The 18,123-nt window shown below is 72.0% G+C and carries 14 protein-coding genes; 3 read left to right on the plus strand and 11 right to left on the minus strand.

Annotated elements, in window-relative coordinates; all coding sequences use genetic code 11:
• Nucleotides 1-202: 202 nt before the first annotated feature.
• Nucleotides 203-817 (plus strand): hypothetical protein, encoded by a 615-nt coding sequence (locus AC6I72_RS08035; protein WP_498000176.1) that lies wholly within the window; start codon nt 203-205, stop codon nt 815-817.
• A gap of 282 nt (nt 818-1,099) precedes the next feature.
• Here AC6I72_RS08035 and AC6I72_RS08040 read toward each other — a convergent pair whose 3' ends face one another.
• The 5 genes from AC6I72_RS08040 to AC6I72_RS08060 form a co-directional block, all read right to left on the minus strand.
• Nucleotides 1,100-1,729, minus strand: a complete 630-nt coding sequence (locus AC6I72_RS08040) for a hypothetical protein (protein ID WP_498000177.1) — start codon at nt 1,727-1,729, stop codon at nt 1,100-1,102.
• Between the two features lie 67 nt (nt 1,730-1,796).
• Entirely contained in the window at nt 1,797-2,498 is a 702-nt protein-coding gene (gene rnhB, locus AC6I72_RS08045; RefSeq protein ID WP_498000178.1) for a ribonuclease HII, read from the minus strand.
• A 365-nt stretch (nt 2,499-2,863) separates the two neighbouring features.
• On the minus strand, nt 2,864-3,772 hold the full coding sequence (locus tag AC6I72_RS08050; RefSeq protein ID WP_498000179.1) for an ADP-ribosylglycohydrolase family protein: 909 nt from the start codon (nt 3,770-3,772) through the stop codon (nt 2,864-2,866).
• 11 nt (nt 3,773-3,783) lie between these two features.
• Complete coding sequence (locus AC6I72_RS08055; RefSeq protein ID WP_498000180.1) at nt 3,784-4,443, minus strand: histidine phosphatase family protein; 660 nt, start codon at nt 4,441-4,443, stop codon at nt 3,784-3,786.
• Between the two features lie 116 nt (nt 4,444-4,559).
• A complete protein-coding gene (locus AC6I72_RS08060) occupies nt 4,560-5,165 on the minus strand; it encodes a YdbC family protein (protein ID WP_498000181.1) in 606 nt (201 codons plus the stop codon).
• A gap of 158 nt (nt 5,166-5,323) precedes the next feature.
• On the opposite strand from AC6I72_RS08060, the gene AC6I72_RS08065 reads away from it, so the two are divergent.
• Entirely contained in the window at nt 5,324-5,857 is a 534-nt protein-coding gene (locus AC6I72_RS08065; RefSeq protein WP_498000182.1) for a TerD family protein, read from the plus strand.
• Nucleotides 5,858-5,930: 73 nt separating this feature from the next.
• Here AC6I72_RS08065 and AC6I72_RS08070 read toward each other — a convergent pair whose 3' ends face one another.
• Both AC6I72_RS08070 and nrdR read right to left on the minus strand, forming a co-directional pair.
• Entirely contained in the window at nt 5,931-8,819 is a 2,889-nt protein-coding gene (locus AC6I72_RS08070) for a vitamin B12-dependent ribonucleotide reductase (RefSeq protein WP_498000183.1), read from the minus strand.
• A 162-nt stretch (nt 8,820-8,981) separates the two neighbouring features.
• Entirely contained in the window at nt 8,982-9,542 is a 561-nt protein-coding gene (gene nrdR, locus AC6I72_RS08075; protein ID WP_498000184.1) for a transcriptional regulator NrdR, read from the minus strand.
• A gap of 579 nt (nt 9,543-10,121) precedes the next feature.
• Here nrdR and lexA point away from each other — a divergent pair.
• Nucleotides 10,122-10,901: a transcriptional repressor LexA gene (gene lexA, locus AC6I72_RS08080; RefSeq protein ID WP_037856788.1), complete on the plus strand. Its 780-nt coding sequence runs from the start codon at nt 10,122-10,124 to the stop codon at nt 10,899-10,901.
• A 224-nt stretch (nt 10,902-11,125) separates the two neighbouring features.
• On the opposite strand, the gene AC6I72_RS08085 is transcribed toward lexA, so the two are convergent.
• From AC6I72_RS08085 to AC6I72_RS08100, 4 genes are all read right to left on the minus strand, one after another.
• On the minus strand, nt 11,126-13,114 hold the full coding sequence (locus AC6I72_RS08085; RefSeq protein ID WP_498000185.1) for an ATP-dependent DNA helicase: 1,989 nt from the start codon (nt 13,112-13,114) through the stop codon (nt 11,126-11,128).
• Between the two features lie 250 nt (nt 13,115-13,364).
• Nucleotides 13,365-14,177, minus strand: coding sequence for a GNAT family N-acetyltransferase (locus AC6I72_RS08090; RefSeq protein ID WP_498000186.1), 813 nt, complete (start codon nt 14,175-14,177; stop codon nt 13,365-13,367).
• A gap of 199 nt (nt 14,178-14,376) precedes the next feature.
• Complete coding sequence (locus tag AC6I72_RS08095; protein ID WP_498000187.1) at nt 14,377-16,347, minus strand: IucA/IucC family protein; 1,971 nt, start codon at nt 16,345-16,347, stop codon at nt 14,377-14,379.
• 189 nt (nt 16,348-16,536) lie between these two features.
• Nucleotides 16,537-18,111: a diaminobutyrate--2-oxoglutarate transaminase family protein gene (locus tag AC6I72_RS08100; RefSeq protein ID WP_498000188.1), complete on the minus strand. Its 1,575-nt coding sequence runs from the start codon at nt 18,109-18,111 to the stop codon at nt 16,537-16,539.
• Between the last annotated feature and the right edge of the window lie 12 nt (nt 18,112-18,123).

Here is an 18,123-nt window from a genome sequence, read left to right on the forward strand (position 1 = left end):
GCTGGGTAGGGATATAAGGCACGGGTCATCTGATAACGGTCGGTGACCCCAATTGCTCGTTGCCGCAACCCAGTTCGACAGGAAGAATTGAAGTCCGCTCCCCGCGCGGCCCCGGCCCGATCCGGGTAGGGCTCCGCCGCGGTGGGCGCTCCCCCGAATCCGACCCCGCCCGCAGTATGGGCGCGTAGCCGAAGGGAGGAACGTGACCTTCGGATTCGCTCCGTCCTCGGCGGCCTCGTTGTCGACGACCGCCGCCTCGGCCCATCGTGTACTCGAACCCGCGGAGTGGGCCGCCGCGGGCATTCCTCTGCTGCGCAACCCCCGGGAAGTCGTCAGCGGACTGCACTCCCGGCACCGTCCGGGGCCGGCCACCGCCGTGGTCGCGGTCCTCGACCCGGACGAGCGGCTACGGGCGAGCGCGTCGTTCATCCGCCGCCCCTCGCCCGCCGACGGCTGGATGTTCCGCAACGCGCTGCTCGCCCAGTTGCGCCGCGTCGTACCGCACGATCTGCGGCGCCGTACCCCGGTACGCACCGCGGTGCTGCTCTACTGCCGCGAGGGCGACGCGCGTTGGACGGAGGAGGACGGCGCGTGGATGTGGGGACTGCGTGACGCCTGCACCTTGCACGGGCTGCGCTGCGGGGCGTACATCACGCTGACCAGGGACGGGTGGCAGGTCCTCGGTGAGGGGCGAGGTGGCCGCAGACCGAGCGCCGTCTCGACGCCCGAAGCCCTCGGCACGGCGGAGGCACCGCCGCCGTCACCTCGTACCGGAGGCGCGGCCTCCGAGGTGCTGCGCCGCGCAGCGGCCCGCTGACACCGGCGCCGAACCCCGGCAGCACCGTTCCACGCCGCCCGGCGTGCACGGACGTCCACGACTGCAACCAGCCCGCACCCGAGCCCGGAGTGCGCCGTCCCGTCCGCGCCGCGGGCGCACAGAGGGACGCCACCGTGCAGGACGGCCGGACGCTCCCGGGCCACCGCCCATGCCGAAACAGCCGTCGCGCGGTGCTCCGCGACGACGGCTGTCGCCCACTGCGCCGGACGGACAGGCCGGACCGGGCGGGCAGGAGTCCCCGGCCGAGCTGCCGGGAACCCCTCAGACGCCTGCGCCCAGTACCGAGTTGATCTGCTGCGGGTCACCGCAGACGATCAGCAGCGCTCCGGCCCGGGTGTGGGCCAGCGGCAGGGCGGCGGCGACGGCGTCGGCGGTGCCGCCGTTGACGGCGACCACGACCACCGGCCGGGAGGCGGCACGCGAGGTTCCGGCGGCGTCCGTGTAGAAGACGTCGTCGCCCGCGTCGTGCTGCGCCCAGTAGGACGGTTCACCGAAGGACAACTCGTGGGCGGCCCAGGGGTGCGGGTCGCCGGTGGTGATCACCAGCACCTCCCCGGGGGCACGACCCGACTCCAGGAGCAGGTCGACCGCTTCCTCGGCGGCGTCGAGGGCACCCTCGGCCGAGGCGGGGATCAGCTGGATCTGCGGAGCCGCCGAGGCGGCGGGGACAGCCGGACCCGAAGGGGCGGGCTTGGTCGCGGCCACGTCCCGCGGCGTACGCTGCGCCGGCGGCGCGGGCCGCACGGGGCCGGGACGACCGGGACGCGACGGAGCCGCGGGACGGGGGCCGGGTACGGGACGGGGGGTCGGCGCGGTGCGGCCGGTGGCCGGAGTGGCGCGGGGACCCTGGGCACTCTCGTGAATCTGAGGCTCCTCGGGAATGAGAGGCATGAGCTGATATTTATCAAACGTTGGTACGGCCCGCGTGGGCGGGGGGCACATCCGGGCGAGCGGCCCGTCAGAAGTCGAAGCCGAGCTGGCCCTCGATCTGCGGAACGTTTCCCTCCAGCCAGACCCGGGCCTTCTTGAGGTGCTGCCAGCGCGGCAGCGCATCAAGATACGCCCACGACAGCCGGTGGTACGGGGTGGGCCCCCGCTCCTCCAGCGCGGCCTTGTGCACAGGCGACGGATAACCGGCGTTGGCCGCGAATCCGAAGTCTGCATGGTCGACACCCAGTTCGGCCATCATTTTGTCGCGGTGCACCTTGGCGATCACCGAGGCCGCCGCGACGGCCACGCACGAGCGGTCACCCTTGATGACCGTACGAACCCGCCAGGGAGCGCCGAGGTAGTCGTGCTTCCCGTCGAGGATGACCGCGTCAGGACGGACGGGCAGTCCTTCCAGGGCGCGCACGGCGGCGAGCCGCAGTGCCGCCGTCATCCCAAGCTCGTCGATCTCCTCCGGTGCGGCGTGCCCGAGGGCGTACGCCGTCACCCACTTCTCCAGTTCCACGGCGAGTTCCGTGCGCCGCTTGACGGTGAGCAGCTTGGAGTCGGTGAGCCCCAGAGGAGGCCGGCGCAGTCCGGTGACCGCGGCGCAGACGGTGACGGGACCGGCCCACGCACCCCGCCCCACCTCGTCGACACCTGCGATGACCTTGGCTCCGGTCGTTGCGCGAAGGGAGCGCTCGACGGTGTGAGTGGGTGGTTCGTACGGCATGGCGCCCTTAGCGTACGCCGCCCTGATCCCGATGCGACACCCCGGTTTCCCCCGGCGCTCGCAGCGCTTCCGCAGACCCCGTGGCCCGGGCAGCTGTCTTCACTCATGCACACCTTCGCGCGCGGGTCGGCGCAGCCGGTGCGGCAGCGAGGAGACGGGCGTCGGCCGCGCCGCTCAGCCCTCACCGGCCCGCTTCGGCGTCACCACGACACGGTGCGTGACCAATTCTCCCCCAGGCGGCGGCTCCGCGGATCCGCCCCACCGGGCTCGGGTCGCATTCGTGAATCACGCAGCGAAGCGCGGGACGCGGTACGGAGCGGAGCTGCCCCAGGGGTCCCGCCGGGCACAGCGGGCACGGAAGCGGATCAGGCCGGGACGGGCAGCCAGTCGGGCAGCGCCTCCGTGGAGCGCACCCATTCGGCGGGCGGACTGCCCGCCCCGCCCCCGGCGAGCACCCCGCCGACGATGGCGCAGGTGGTGTCCACGTCGCCGCCGGCCTGGGCCGTCCTCCAGAAGGCCTCCTCGAAGTCGCCTAGGCACCGGGCGGCCGACCAGAGCGCGAAGGGCACCGTGTCGTGGGCCGTCGTCCGCCGGCCGCAGCCGAGGACGGCCGCGACCGTGCTCGCGTCGCCGTAGTCGAGCATGTCGCGGGCGCGGCGCAGCCCGGCGCCGACGGCGCTGCGGGCGGGCACCAGCGCGATGACTCCGTCCAGGAGTGCTTCGGGGCGCGGCGGCCCGTCAGGGGCCGCGGCCAGGGCGGCTGCCGCTGCGACCGCCATGGCGCCCACGACGGCCTCGCGGTGCTGATGTGTCGGGTACGCCGAGATCTCGGCCTGGTGGGTGGCCTGCTCCGGGTCGTCCGCGTACCAGGCGCCCAGCGGGGCGATCCGCATCGCGGCACCGTTGCCCCAGGAACCCTGGCCGTTGAAGAGGGCCGCGGCCAGTTCCCGCCAGTCCCCGCCCTCCCGGACGAGACGCAGCAGGCGGTTCACCGCGGGGCCGTACCCCCGGTCGACGTCGTGGTGGCGGGCGAAGGAGTCGGCCAGGGCGTCCTGGTCGATGCGGTGGTGGGCGACGAGGACGGCCACCACGGAGCAGGCCATCTCGGTGTCGTCGGTCCACTGCCAGGGGCCGGGCGGCAGCTCACGGCGGTGAAGGAGGGGGTAGTTCGCCGGCACGAAGAACTGTGAGCCCAGCGCGTCCCCGACCGCGAGTCCGCGCGTGCTGGCCAGGGCGCGCTCCAGGCGCCCGCCGGGAGAGGAGTCTGAGGTCATCGCTCGCCACTCTATCCAGTCATCCCGTACGGTTCCGGGTCCCGCCACCGCTCGAACGGCCGGTCCATGGCGTACCTGCCGTCGTCACCGAGAACGAGCATCCGCATCTCGGCGTTCCCCGGATTCGACAGCGCCTCGAACTCCGCGACGGTCCAGTGGAACCACCTCATGCAGAACAGGCGCATCGCCAGGCCGTGGGTCACCAGGAGGACGTTGGGCGGGTGGTCGGGGGCTTCGAAGCTGCGGAAGAGGCTCTCCAGGAAGCCACCGACCCGGTCGTAGACGTCGGCGCCGGACTCACCCTGGGCGAAGCGGTAGAAGAAGTGGCCGTAGGCGTCCCGGTAGGCCTTCTGGAGGCGTACGTCGTCGCGGTCCTGCCAGTTTCCCCAGTCCTGCTCGCGCAGCCGTGGTTCCTCACGCACCCGTATGAGGCCGGGGTCCAGGTGGAAGGCATGGAGGGTCTCGTGGGTGCGGCGGTAGGGGGAGACGTACACGCTCACACGTTCGCGTCCGAACAGTTCGCGCAGTTCCTTGCCGGTGTCCTCGGCCTGCTGCCTGCCCCGCTCGGTGAGCGCCAGCGCGTGATCGGGCTCGCGCTCGTAGACGGAGTCATCGACATTGCCCGTCGACTCGCCGTGCCGGACAAGAACGATGCGCCGTGGTCGTGCCATGCCAAAACACTAGATCGGGCGAGGGCCGTTCGGAGAATCGAGCGGCCCTCGTACGGTGTAGGTCACACGTCCAGGCGTCATGGCCCGTCGGGGGCGCGTCCGGGCTCCCGCGCGGGTCACACGGTCCAGGTGGGCTCCAGGTCCACGATGGCGCCCGTCATGGACGCCACATCGGCCTCCGTCTGAGCACGCAGCGCCAGGCGCTCGACACGCTCGGTGCGGTACTTGCCGTGCTCGGCGGAGGACTGCCACATGGACAGGACGAGGAATTCGCTGCCCGGTGCCTCACCGAACAGGCCCCGGACCATGCCGGGCGAGCCGGCCATCGCCGGGTTCCACACCTTCTCCTGCATCAGGGTGAAGTGCTCGGCGCGCTCCTCATGGACCCTGCAGAGCGCGGCCCGGACCAGGTCGGCGTCCGTGAAGCGCGGCTGGAACCCCGTCTTCACATCGAATCTGTGATCGAAAAGCCGGATCTGCGCGTCCTTGAACGTTCCGGACTGGGCGGCCGCCAGCCGGTCGTGGGAGCGGGCCATGAACGAGTCGTAGAAGGCGCGGCTCTCCCAGAAGGCGAAGACGTGGGCCACCCCGTCCCGCCCCCGGCTCCAGCCGCCCCCCTGCCCCCGAAACCCCGGCTCTCCCAGAAGCCCCGCCCACTTTCGCTGCCCCCGCTCGAAGCCCCGGCGGTCCACCACGGTGCAGCGAATCCACTTGACCAGCACCGCGCCATCGTACGGCCCTGGAGCGTGGCGTCGGTCACTCTCCCGAAGACAACGCCCGCCCAGACGCACCGGCCGGCATGGCACGATGGACAACAAACGTTCGCATGCCGGAAGTTGGGGCAGGCGGGGCAACCGGAGCACGGGGAAGGGGGAGTCCGGTGAGCGGGCTCAGCAAGGGAATCCGCAAGATCGAGGTGGCGCTCAAGTGGGACCCCAGTCCGGCGGGGCAGCCGCCCACGGACCTGGACATCGTGGCCGGCACCTATCTGGCGGACGATCCGTACGGCGACCCCGTCTACGTGGTGCACTTCGACAGCCGCTCCCCCGACGGCACGATCTACCTGAACCGGGACAGCACGGACGGCAGGGGCTTCGGCTGGGACGAGGTCATGACGCTCGAACTCGACCGGCTCGACACCAGGTACGCGCGCGTGGTCGTCGGTGTCGTGATCCAGCAGCGCGCCGCGCACCGCGCCTTCGCCGACGTCCTCGACCCCGGGCTGCGGATCCGCGAGGGCTACACCGTCCTCGCCCAGGACGACTTCGGCGGTGTGCCCAGGGCCCGGGCCGCCGCCGTCGCGGAGTTCGCGCGCGACGAGTCGGGCGGCTGGGTCTTCCACCCCGGCGTCCACGGGTTCGACGACGACCCCGCGACGTTCACCCGCAGCATGGGGCGCATCCACCGGCCGTAGCCGGAGCGACGGGACGAAGGTGAGGGGCGCCGGCCGTGGCCGGCGCCTCTCACCTCATGGCCTGCCCGTCAGGTCAGCTGCAGCCGCTCGTGGAGCCGCAGCCCTCGCAGATGTAGCAGGAACCGGCGCGCTGCATCTTGGTGCCGCAGGAGAAGCAGAGCGGGGCGTCGGCCTGGATGCCCAGCTGCATCTCGACCAGCTCAGCGCTGGTGTGCGCCTCCTTCGGGGCGGGCGCGGCCACCTCGGCCTCGGCCTTCGGCGTGGCGACGGCCTTCAGGTCGGTCTGCCGGGGCGCCGACTGGGCCAGCCCCTCGACGTCGACCTCCTCGTCGATCGGCTCGTAGGAGCCGGTCTCCAGGTGGCGCTGACGCTCCTCGGCGGAGTGGATGCCGAGCGCGGAGCGCGTCTCGAAGGGCAGGAAGTCCAGCGCCAGGCGGCGGAAGATGTAGTCGACGATCGACTGGGCCATCCGCACGTCCGGGTCGTCGGTCATGCCGGCCGGCTCGAAGCGCATGTTGGTGAACTTCGAGACGTACGTCTCCAGCGGCACGCCGTACTGGAGGCCGACGGAGACCGCGATGGAGAAGGCGTCCATCATGCCCGCGAGGGTCGAGCCCTGCTTGGACATCTTCAGGAAGACCTCGCCGAGACCGTCGTCCGGGTAGGAGTTGGCGGTCATGTAGCCCTCTGCGCCGCCGACGGTGAAGGAGGTGGTGATGCCGGGCCGGCCCTTCGGGAGACGCTTGCGGACCGGGCGGTACTCGACGACCTTCTCGACCTTGGGCTGCTTCTCCTCGGCGGCCTCGGGCTTCTTGTCGGAGTCCTTGGTCTTGGCGGAGAGCGGCTGGCCGACCTTGCAGTTGTCGCGGTAGATCGCCAGCGCCTTGACGCCCAGCTTCCAGGCCTCGAAGTAGATCTCCTCGACCTCCTCGACGGTCGCCGACTCCGGCATGTTGACCGTCTTGGAGATGGCACCGGAGATCCACGGCTGGATCGCGGCCATCATGCGGACGTGGCCCATCGGGGAGATGGCGCGCTCGCCCATGGCGCAGTCGAACACCTCGTAGTGCTCCTGCTTGAGACCCGGGGCGTCGATCACATTGCCGTGCTCGGCGATGTGGGCGACGATCGCCTCGATCTGCTCCTCCTGGTAGCCCAGGCGGCGCAGGGCCTGCGGGACGGTGCCGTTGACGATCTGCATCGAGCCGCCGCCGACCAGCTTCTTGAACTTGACCAGCGCGAGGTCGGGCTCGACACCGGTGGTGTCGCACGACATCGCGAGGCCGATGGTGCCGGTCGGCGCGAGGACGGACGCCTGGGAGTTACGGAAACCGTTCTTCTCACCGAGGCGCAGCACGTCCTGCCAGGCCTCCGTGGCGGCGGCCCACACCGGGGTGTCCAGGTCGTCCATGCGCACGGCGACAGCGTTGGCGTCGGCGTGCTGCTTCATGACGCGCTGGTGCGGCTGCGCGTTGCGGGCGTAGCCGTCGTACGGTCCGACGACCGCGGCCAGCTCGGCGGAGCGCTTGTAGGCGGTGCCGGTCATCAGGGAGGTGATGGCACCGGCCAGCGCGCGGCCGCCGTCGGAGTCGTAGGCGTGGCCGGTCGCCATCAGCAGGGCGCCGAGGTTGGCGTAGCCGATGCCCAGCTGGCGGAAGGCGCGGGTGTTCTCGCCGATCTTCTGGGTCGGGAAGTCCGCGAAGCAGATCGAGATGTCCATCGCGGTGATGACCAGCTCGACGACCTTGGCGAAGCGCTCGGACTGGAAGGACTGGTTGCCCTTGCCGTCGTCCTTGAGGAACTTCATCAGGTTCAGCGAGGCGAGGTTGCAGGACGTGTTGTCCAGGTGCATGTACTCGCTGCAGGGATTCGAGCCGTTGATCCGGCCGGACTCCGGGCAGGTGTGCCAGTGGTTGATCGTGTCGTCGTACTGGATGCCCGGGTCGGCGCAGGCCCAGGCGGCCTCGGCCATCTTGCGGAAGAGGGACTTGGCCTCCACCTCCTCGATGACCTCGCCGGTCATCCGGGCGCGCAGACCGAACTTGCCGCCCTGCTCGACCGCCTTCATGAACTCGTCGTTCACACGGACGGAGTTGTTGGCGTTCTGGTACTGGACGGACGTGATGTCGTCGCCGCCCAGGTCCATGTCGAAGCCCGCGTCGCGCAGGGCGCGGATCTTCTCCTCCTCCTTGACCTTCGTCTCGATGAAGTCCTCCACGTCGGGGTGGTCGACGTCGAGGATGACCATCTTGGCGGCGCGGCGGGTGGCACCACCGGACTTGATGGTGCCGGCGGAGGCGTCGGCGCCGCGCATGAAGGAGACGGGGCCGGAGGCGTTGCCGCCGGAGGAGAGCAGTTCCTTGGAGGAACGGATCCGGGAGAGGTTCAGGCCGGCGCCGGAGCCGCCCTTGAAGATCATGCCCTCTTCCTTGTACCAGTCGAGGATCGACTCCATGGAGTCGTCGACGGACAGGATGAAGCAGGCGGAGACCTGCTGGGGCTGCGGGGTGCCCACGTTGAACCAGACGGGGCTGTTGAAGCTGAAGATCTGGTGCAGGAGGGCGTACGCCAGCTCGTGCTCGAAGATCTCGGCGTCGGCGGGCGAGGCGAAGTACTTGTAGTCCTCACCGGCCTTCCGGTACGTCTTCACGATGCGGTCGATCAGCTGCTTCAGGCTGGTCTCGCGCTGCGGGGTGCCGACGGCACCGCGGAAGTACTTGCTGGTGACGATGTTGACCGCGTTCACCGACCAGAAGTCGGGGAACTCGACGCCACGCTGCTCGAAGTTGACCGAGCCGTCGCGCCAGTTGGTCATGACGACGTCACGGCGCTCCCAGCTCACCTCGTCGTACGGGTGTACGCCGGGGGTGGTGTGGATGCGCTCGATGTGCAGCCCCTTGTTCCCAGCCTTGCCGCCCTTGGCGCGGGAACCTCGTGCCGGACCGCTCGCCGTCTCTGTCATGCCGCCTCCCTGATACGGGCGAAAACGCCCTGAAGTGTCCCGATGTTCCGAGACACGGTGTTCTGTCTGGTGCTGCGGGCACCCCTGTCGCTGCCGCCCGCAACCGTCTTCCTCGCCGCCGCACAGCCGGGTCCGGACCCGCGGTCCGGACCGGCCCGCCGATCAGTCGGCGGCGCGTGCGGGCAGGGGGACCTCAGCCGTCCCACCGCGCCCGCGATCGTCTTCCTGGCTCCCCGTGACGGCGCCGTCGCCGTCCTCCTCCTGCGCGCCGGGGCGTCGCGTTCCTTCCCTCAGCTCCGCGATGGCGGACTCGAAGTCCTCCAGCGAGTCGAACGCCCGGTACACGGACGCGAACCGCAGGTAGGCGACGAGGTCCAGCTCCCGCAGGGGGCCGAGTATGGCGAGCCCCACCTCGTGAGCGGCCACCTCGGCGCTCCCGCTGGCCCGCACCGCTTCCTCGACCCGCTGCCCCAGCTGGGCCAGCGCGTCCTCCGTGACAGGCCGCCCCTGGCACGCCTTGCGCACGCCGTTGATGACCTTGGTGCGACTGAAGGCCTCGGTGACTCCGGACCGCTTGACCACCATGAGCGAACACGTCTCGACGGTCGTGAACCGGCGAGAGCAGTCAGGGCACTGGCGGCGCCTGCGGATCGACGTGCCGTCGTCCGTCGTACGGCTGTCGACGACACGGCTGTCGGGGTGCCTGCAGAAGGGGCAGTGCATGGACTCCAACCCTCCTCACAGCAGACTCAATGGCTACGCAGGACCTCATGGGCCCCGCCGAAGCAGCCCCAAGCATAGGCGATGCCGGGAGGACCGAAGACCCGGGGGAACACAACTTGTGGGCTGCTGTAGCTATCCAACCACTAGATGTAGGGATTGGCTGGTACGTGCCCCGCAGGGCACGCGTGTCGCGGAAGGACGGGCCCCGGCCCGCGGAGCCGCCTCGGGCCCGCGCGGCGGAGGAAGACACGCCGACGCCCGCCGGCACCGCCCGCGGGCGTACGGAGATACCGTGAACGCCGCACGGAGGACGCGTGGGACTGTCCGGCAGATGAGCGACCGGCACCCTGTCGACGGGCCGCCGGATGGCAGACTGGGGCAGCGGTCCGAAGGGGCCGCACCCCGGCGGTGAAGAGTACAGCAATGGGCCCTTTTGCCTGCCGGGCACCGCGCCACCTATACACCCAGAAACATGATCAAGCCAGACCATTCGCGGTTTTTCACTCGAACGTGTGTTTGGCGCAACCTTTCGAAAGCAACTACCGTTGTGCCGGAGGGAGACCATCGAGAGGGGCCGACGTGACCACCACCGCAGACAGTGCCACCATCACTGCCCAGGACCGCCCCCAGGGCCGACTCGAGCCGGTGCATGCGATGAACGAAGCCGCGAACCCCGAGGGACACAAGCGCTCCCTGCCGGGGCGACCTCCAGGCATCCGGGCCGACAGCTCGGGACTCACCGATCGCCAGCGCCGGGTGATCGAAGTCATCAGGGACTCGGTGCAGCGACGGGGCTACCCGCCGTCCATGCGGGAGATCGGCCAGGCCGTGGGGCTGTCCAGCACCTCGTCGGTGGCCCACCAGCTGATGGCGCTGGAGCGCAAGGGCTTCCTGCGGCGCGACCCGCACCGCCCGCGCGCGTACGAGGTCCGCGGCTCCGACCAGGCCGCGACGCTGCAGCCCACGGACACCGTGGGCAAGCCGGCCGCGTCCTACGTCCCGCTCGTCGGGCGGATCGCCGCCGGCGGCCCGATCCTCGCCGAGGAGTCCGTCGAGGACGTCTTCCCGCTCCCCCGGCAGCTGGTCGGCGACGGTGAGCTGTTCGTCCTCAAGGTCGTCGGCGACTCGATGATCGAGGCCGCGATCTGCGACGGCGACTGGGTGACCGTCCGCCGCCAGCAGGTCGCCGAGAACGGCGACATCGTGGCCGCCATGATCGACGGAGAGGCCACGGTCAAGCGCTTCAAGCGTGAGGACGGGCACGTCTGGCTCCTCCCGCACAACGCGGCGTACGAACCGATCCCCGGTGACGACGCGACCATTCTCGGCAAGGTGGTCGCCGTCCTGCGGCGCGTCTGAGACCACCGCCGGACGGGTCCACCGACCCGCCCCTGACCGGGCCCCGGAACCCCTGCGCCGGTTCCGGGGTCCTGTGCTGTCCGGCCACCGACAGGCCGCGGCCCCGGCTCCGTGCCGTGCTCCGGGCCGGCTGGGGGGCCACGCGCACGACCCCGGGACAGGCGCGGACAGACGTGTTCCCCTCGCGGGGTGGCCTGAGCGGCGCCGCTCAGGCCACCCCGCGATCACTTCGCGACCTGCTCGCCCTCCACCTGCTGCGCCGCCGCGTCGATGGCCGCGAGCGACTTCCGCACCTGGTTGCGGTCGGTGGTGTACCAGAAGTCCGGCAGCGAGGCCTTCAGATAGCCCCCGTAGCGGGCCGTGGCCAGCCGCGGATCCAGGACGGCGACCACCCCCCGGTCCCCCGACGCACGGACGAGGCGCCCGGCGCCCTGGGCCATCAGGAGCGCCGCATGCGTCGCGGCGACGGCCATGAAGCCGTTCCCCCCGGCTTCCTCCACCGCCTTCTGGCGGGCGCTCATCAACGGGTCGTCCGGACGCGGGAAGGGGATCTTGTCCATCACGACCAGCTGGCAGCTGGGACCGGGGACGTCGACGCCCTGCCAGAGCGAGAGGGTGCCGAACAGGCAGGTCTTCGGATCGGCCGCGAAGTTCTTGATCAGCTCGCCCAGCGTCTCCTCACCCTGGAGCAGGATCGGGAACTCCGGGACGCGCGAGCGCAGCTCCTCCGCGGCGAGCTGGGCCGCCCTCATCGACGAGAACAGGCCGAGCGTCCGGCCGCCGGACGCCTGGATCAGCTCCGTCAGCTCGTCGAGCATGTCCCCGCGGTCACCGTCCCGCGCGGGGCGCGCCAGGTGCTTGGCGACGTACAGGATGCCCTGCCTGCGGTAGTCGAACGGCGAACCGACGTCCACCCCCTTCCACTGCGGCACGTCCTCGCCCTGCGTGCCCTCGGGGGCGAGGCCGAGCGAGGCGCCGACGCCGTTGAAGTCGCCGCCGAGCTTCAGGGTCGCGGAGGTGAGCACCACGGAGCGGTCGGTGAAGAGCTTCTCCCGCAGCAGGCCCGACACGGACATGGGGGCGACGCGCAGCGAGGCGCCGAAACGGTCGTGGCGCTCGTACCAGACCACGTCCCACTCGGAACCGTTGGTGATCCGCTCCGCCACATCGTGCACGTTCTCCACGGAGGCGAGCGCCTGTTTGCGGACCGCGTCCTCGTCCTGGACCGACTTGTCACGGGTGGCGCCGATGGCCGAGATGACGGTGCGGGAGGCGTCCCGCAACGCCATCAGCGCATAGCCGAGATCCTCCGGGATCTCCTCCAGACGACCGGGAAGGGCCAGCTCCATCAGCCGCTCGAAGCCCTCGGCGGCCGTCTGCAACTGGTCGGCGGCCTTCTCGTCGACCAGCTTCGCGGCGCGGCGCACGGCGCGGTTGACCTGCCCCGGGGTCAGCTCACCGGTGGCCACGCCCGTCACCCGCGAGACAAGCTCGTGCGCCTCGTCGACGATCAGTACCTCATGCTGCGGAAGGACCGGCGCGCCCTCGATGGCGTCGATCGCGAGCAGCGCGTGATTGGTGACGACCACCTCGGCGAGCTTGGCGCGCTCGCGGGCCATCTCGGCGAAGCACTCCGCCCCGTAGGCGCACTTCGAGGCGCCCAGGCACTCCCGGGAGGAGACCGAGACCTGCGCCCAGGCCCGGTCCGAGACGCCCGGTGTGAGGTCGTCCCGGTCCCCGGTCTCCGTCTCGTCCGACCAGTCGCGCAGCCGCAGCAGGTCCTGCCCCAGCCTGCTGGTGGGTGCTGCCGCCTCGAACTGGTCGAACAGGCCCTCCTCCTCGTCCTGCGGCACACCCTCGTGCAGGCGGTGCAGGCACAGGTAGTTCGACCGGCCCTTGAGCATCGCGAACTCCGGGCGGCGGCGCAGCAGCGGGTGCAGGGCGTCGACCGTGCGCGGCAGGTCCCGCTCGACCAGCTGGCGCTGCAGGGCCAGCGTGGCCGTCGCCACCACGACCCGGCCTCCGTGCGCGAGCGCCGGCACGAGGTAGCCGAGGGACTTTCCGGTGCCGGTGCCGGCCTGGACCAGCAGGTGCGAACCGTCGTCGATCGCGTCGGAGACGGTCTGGGCCATGGTCACCTGGCCGGGGCGCTCCGTGCCGCCGACGGCGGCGACGGCGGCATGCAGGAGTTCGGGGAGAGAGGGCTTCGTCATAGCGCGACCACCCTACGGCTCCGGACTGACAAACGGGTCCCGGACGCCGGGACGGGCGGCGGTGCACCGGTGCGCGGGACCCCCGGTCCGGTATCGGTGCCCGGCCCGTCCGGTCCGGTAACGGTGCGCGGCCCTTCCCGCCCGGGGCGCGGGGTGGAGCCGGAAGAGGGCGGCCCGGGACGGGGCGCTGGAAGGGGGAACCGATTCGCGTCGGCCGGTGCACCAGACGTGACGAGGACGGGGCGGACTGTCACAGCGGCCTGCGGGAGGTCCGGTCGCGAAGCATGAGCGCGGCCCGTTTGCCGGGCAGGTCCACCTCGGCGGAGAGCCGGAAGCCGGCGGCCCGGAAAGCGGAGAGGGAGGGGCCGTTGCGAAGATCGGGTTCCGCGACCACGCGGGAACAGGCGGGGCGCTCGGCGAGTACGAGGTCGGCCACCGCTCTCAGCAGGGCGCTGCCGACACCCCGGCCGCGGTCGGCGGCACTGCCGATGAGGAGGTGGACACCGGTGTCGTGCGGACGTGCGCAGTAGTGCCGGGCCAGCGGATCGAGATCGGCCCGGTAGATCTCCCAGTAGCTCATCGGCATGCCGTCCAGCAGTCCGATGCAGGGAACGCTGCGCCCGTCGCCGTCCACCTGCGCGCGCAGGTGTTCCTCGGTCACGCTCGGTGGCCCGGCCAGGTGCCAGAACTCGGCGACCGCGGGCTCGTTCATCCAGCGGCTGACGACCGGCAGGTCACGCTCGACCAGGACGGTGACCAACTGGAAGGTGCCGACGGGCGTGACGGTGGGTCCCCAGTCTCCGACGCCGTCGAGGAGGTCGGCCCGGCCGGCGGTGCGCGCTCGGGCCGGGTCGGCGAAGAGCGCGACGAAGTCCTCGGGCAGACGCAGGTCGAGCGTGTCCTCGGCGTCGGCGCACTCCTCGGCGGCCCGGGGGCGCGAGACGGGACCGGTCGTGCCCGGACCGGTGTCGCGGAGGCGGGCCGGGGGGCCGGGGTCCGTTCCGGCGGGGGACGGGGTGGCGGGGCCGTGGCAGGCGGCGGCGCCGGCGTCGATGGGAGACATGGGGCGCTCCTCTCGGAAGGCGGTGGCGGGAACGAGGTGGGACACGGTCCTCGGTGGCACGGGGCGCGGGGCTTGGGGCGTGCGGCGTGGGGCGTGGGGCGGGGCTGAACGAGGCTGACCGGAGGTGGAGCGGCGAGGAGGATCCGGTCCGGGACCGGCCCGTGGCACCGGCGGAGCCGTCGCGGGACCGTGGCGGCGTTCAGGAGTGGAGGGGGTTGGTGACGGTGACGTAGACGGACTGGGTGTCGACCGGACCGACGAGTTCGTCCAGGCCGTGCAGCCGGGTCAGCAGGTTGGCCTTGCAGGGCAGGACCGGTGAGTCGAGCAGGCGGGCCGGCAGTGTGGAGCGCATGCGCCCCGGACCGGTGGCGGCGTCGGCGAGGAAGCGGCGGAAGGCGGCCAGGAGCAGGCTCTCGTCGCCGAGGCGCTGGGAGCCGAAGGCGCCGATGAGCCCGAACACGTTGTTGAAGCCGAGGTAGTAGACGAAGCGGTCGTCGGTGACCTCGTCGGAGACGAAGGTGTCGCTGCGGGCGCCGATGCCGGGCAGCCGGGCGTCGAGTTCCGCGTGCCGCGAGGCGCGGAAGTAGTAGCCCTGGTTGTCGCGGTAGCGACCGCCTGCGGGCCAGCCGTCGGCATCGAGCAGGACCAGCGTGTTCTGCTGGTGCGCTTCGAGGGCGATCCCTGCCTCGCCGTCCAGCCACAGCACGGGCCGGATCACCTGTTCGAGGTAGCGCAGGAACCACTCGGCGGCGACGGCTCCCCGCGGACGTCCGGTTCGGGCGGCGAGACGCATGACGACCTCGGCGAGGCGGGAGCGCGTCGTCCGACCGGCCGCCGGCCGGGACCGGCTCCCCACCGGTGGCGGGCACGGCGCGCTCCGGGGGGAAGGCCTGGGGGCGACGAGCCCGGCGACACAGGAGACGTCGTCCGCCGGACGGAAAGGATTGTGCCGGATCATCACGTCCAGTCCGGGCACGGGAGTCCCGTCCGGGTCGTCGACGGCCAGCCAGGCCGGGTCGCGCACGATGTCGAAGCCGGGGTGGGCGGCCCGCCACTGCTGGGAGAGACCACCGCGCAGCAGGCGGTGGACCTCGACACCGCGGTGCAGTTCCTTGCGGAGGTTCTCACGACGGGAGTTGGTGATGCGAAGGCCCAGGGAGAGCTTGAGCATGGCGGGCGCGCCACTGCGGTGGACGGTCCGTACGGAGGAGGTCGGATGCCAGTCGGGGCCGTGAGGCCCGAGGTCGCGCAGCAGGCCCGCGGCGAGGAGTGCCCTCACCTCGGGGCGATGCAGTACCTCGCGCATCTGCCAGGGGTGCAGGGGCAGGAGGGCATGGCCGTCGGGCACCCTCGGTCCGTCCCCGGCGAGCCGGGCGGTGATGCGGTCGGCGGACACGGGTCGCCCGGACTCGGTCCAGGCCGAGTCGGCGGCGAGGACGGCAGGTGCCACTGCCATCCAGTGCAGGGCGAAGGACCCCCGTGACTCGGGTGAGCAGTGCCGGGCCTCGGTTTCCGAGAGCCCCTCGCGGCTCTTGGGGGCCGGGTGCAGCGGATGCCCGAACAGAAGGGCTTGTTCGGCGGAGAGGAAGCGGTCGGGGCCGTCGGCCGGGTCGGCGCGACGGTCGGCGAGGAAGAGAGCGGTACGTCGGACGGAGTCGGCGACGCGGGCCACCAGATCGGCCGCCTCGCCCTGGGGTCCCCTGGCGGAGGAGGCTGCCGGCGCCTGCGGTGTCAGGGGTGGGGCGGCCGGACCGGCCACTTCCCGGGCGAGCAGCGCGGCGACCGTGACGGCATCGGCCGGTGCGGCGCCCTGGGGAGCGTCGGCCAGGTGGGGCGGCCCGAAGCGGTGCCAGCCGGCCGGTGACCGGTGGTGGACCTGCACCAGCAGCGCGGTGCCACTGGCCGGGAGGGGGATGCGGAGGAAGCCGTCCCGGGGGGCGGAGACACCGGTCTCACGGACCCAGCAGCGCAGCAGGTTCTCGACTCCGGCGGCCTGGGCGGCTGTGAACGGGTCGGGGTGATCCAGCGGGTCGGCCGGGACGTCCGGGCCGGCAGCGGCCGTCGCCCGCGGCGGCTGGTGGGGGGAGGAAGTGCCCGGCTGGTGAGGGACTGTGTCGTTCGTTCCGGGGGGAGGTACGGAGTGACCGCGGTGTGTGGGGGTGGTGTTCAAGGCGGTTCCTCGGTGTCGGGGGCCGTCCGTGTCGCACGCGCTGCCTGCGTCGGCAAGGTCGGCCGCGTCGTCTGTGGTCTGTGTGGTCTGTGCGCCCTCTGCGCCGTCTGGGGTTCGCGGCCGTCTGTCCGTGCGCGCCCGGGGACAGGGCGGGCGGCGCGGTGGGCCACGGGGGTCTCGCCGCGGGCGTCAGCCCGTTCCGTCCGGACCGGTGGTGGACGGCGGTCGCCGTCGGAGCGGGGGGAACTGCCCGCCCACGCGTCCGGGCCGGCTCACGGCTGCGGCTTCGACCGCGTCGCACAACCGGTCGAGCACCGCCGCCGCCTGCTCGTCGGTGAGGGTCAGCGGGGGCAGGAGCCGGACCACACTGGCGTGACGGCCGCCGAGTTCGACGATCAGACCCCGTCGCAGGCACTCCCTCTGCACGGCGGCTGCGATCCCCGGCGCGGCGGGCGGCCGGCGCACCGCGGGGCCGGCCGGGAGCGCGACGGACCGCCGGGTGCCGTCGTCCGCAGCGGGAACCTCCGCCGGGCCGGCGGGGCCGGTGCCCGCACCGCTGCCCCGGCCCGTCGCGGTGGCCGCCCTCCGGCCCGGCTCCGTGGCCGCTTCCGACTCCGCATCGGGGTCGACCAGTTCGAGGCCGAGCATCAGCCCGCGGCCCCGCACGTCACCGACGCAGGCGTGGCGCCCGGCCAGTTCACGGAGCCGGGAGAGCATGCGGGAACCGAGGACGGCGGCGCGTTCGGCGAGACGGTTCTCGCGGACGTGGGCGAGGGTCGCGGTGCCCGCCGCCATGGCGAGCTGGTTGCCGCGGAAGGTTCCCGCGTGGGCTCCCGGTTCCCAGACGTCGAGGTCGTCGCGGTAGACGACGACGGCCAGCGGCAGGCTGCCGCCGATGGCCTTCGAGAGCACCATCACGTCCGGCGTCACCCCGCTGTGGTCCACCGCCCAGAAGGCGCCCGTGCGGCCGACTCCGGTCTGGATCTCGTCGGCGATCAAGGGCACGGACCGCTCCTCGGTGAGCTGCCGGATGCGGCGCATCCAGGAGTCCGGCGCGGGGATCACCCCGCCCTCGCCCTGCACGGGTTCAAGGATCATCCCGGCGGGCAGCGGGACCCCGGACTTGGGGTCGTCCAGCACGGACTCCGTCCAGCGGGCGGCGAGTTCGGCCCCGCGGGAGCCGCCGAGCCCGAAGGGACAGCGGTAGTCCTGCGGATAGGGCAGCCGGGCGACCCGTACGTCGCAAGCGTGGCCGGACGCGGCGAGCGCGGCCTCGGTCATCCCGTGGTAGGCGCCGGTGAAGGCCATGATGCCGCCGCGTCCGGTGGCCGTCCGGACGAGTTTGAACGCGGCCTCCACCGCGTCCGTCCCCGCGGGCCCGCAGAACTGCACGCGGGCCCGGTCCGCGAGGCCGGCCGGCAGGGTGCGGAACAGCTCGGTGACGAAGGCGTCCTTGACGGGGGTGGCCAGGTCGAGGGCGTGCAGGGGCGCACCGGAGTCGAGGACCTTGCGGATGGCTTCCAGGACGACCGGGTGGTTGTGCCCGAGGGCCAGGGTGCCCGCGCCCGAGAGGCAGTCCAGGTAGCGCCGGCCGTCCGCTCCCTCGATGGTGAGCCCGCGCGCCCTGACCGGCACGATCGGCAGGACGCGCGCGTAGGTGCGGGCCGCCGACTCACGCGCGGACTGGCGCCGCAGGATCCCGTCGTGCAGGAGGTGCGCGTCGTCCGACGCGCACCCCTCGTGCGCAGACTCCGTCACGGTCACGGCTCCCTGTCC

The organism is Streptomyces sp. Xyl84, from assembly GCF_059731885.1.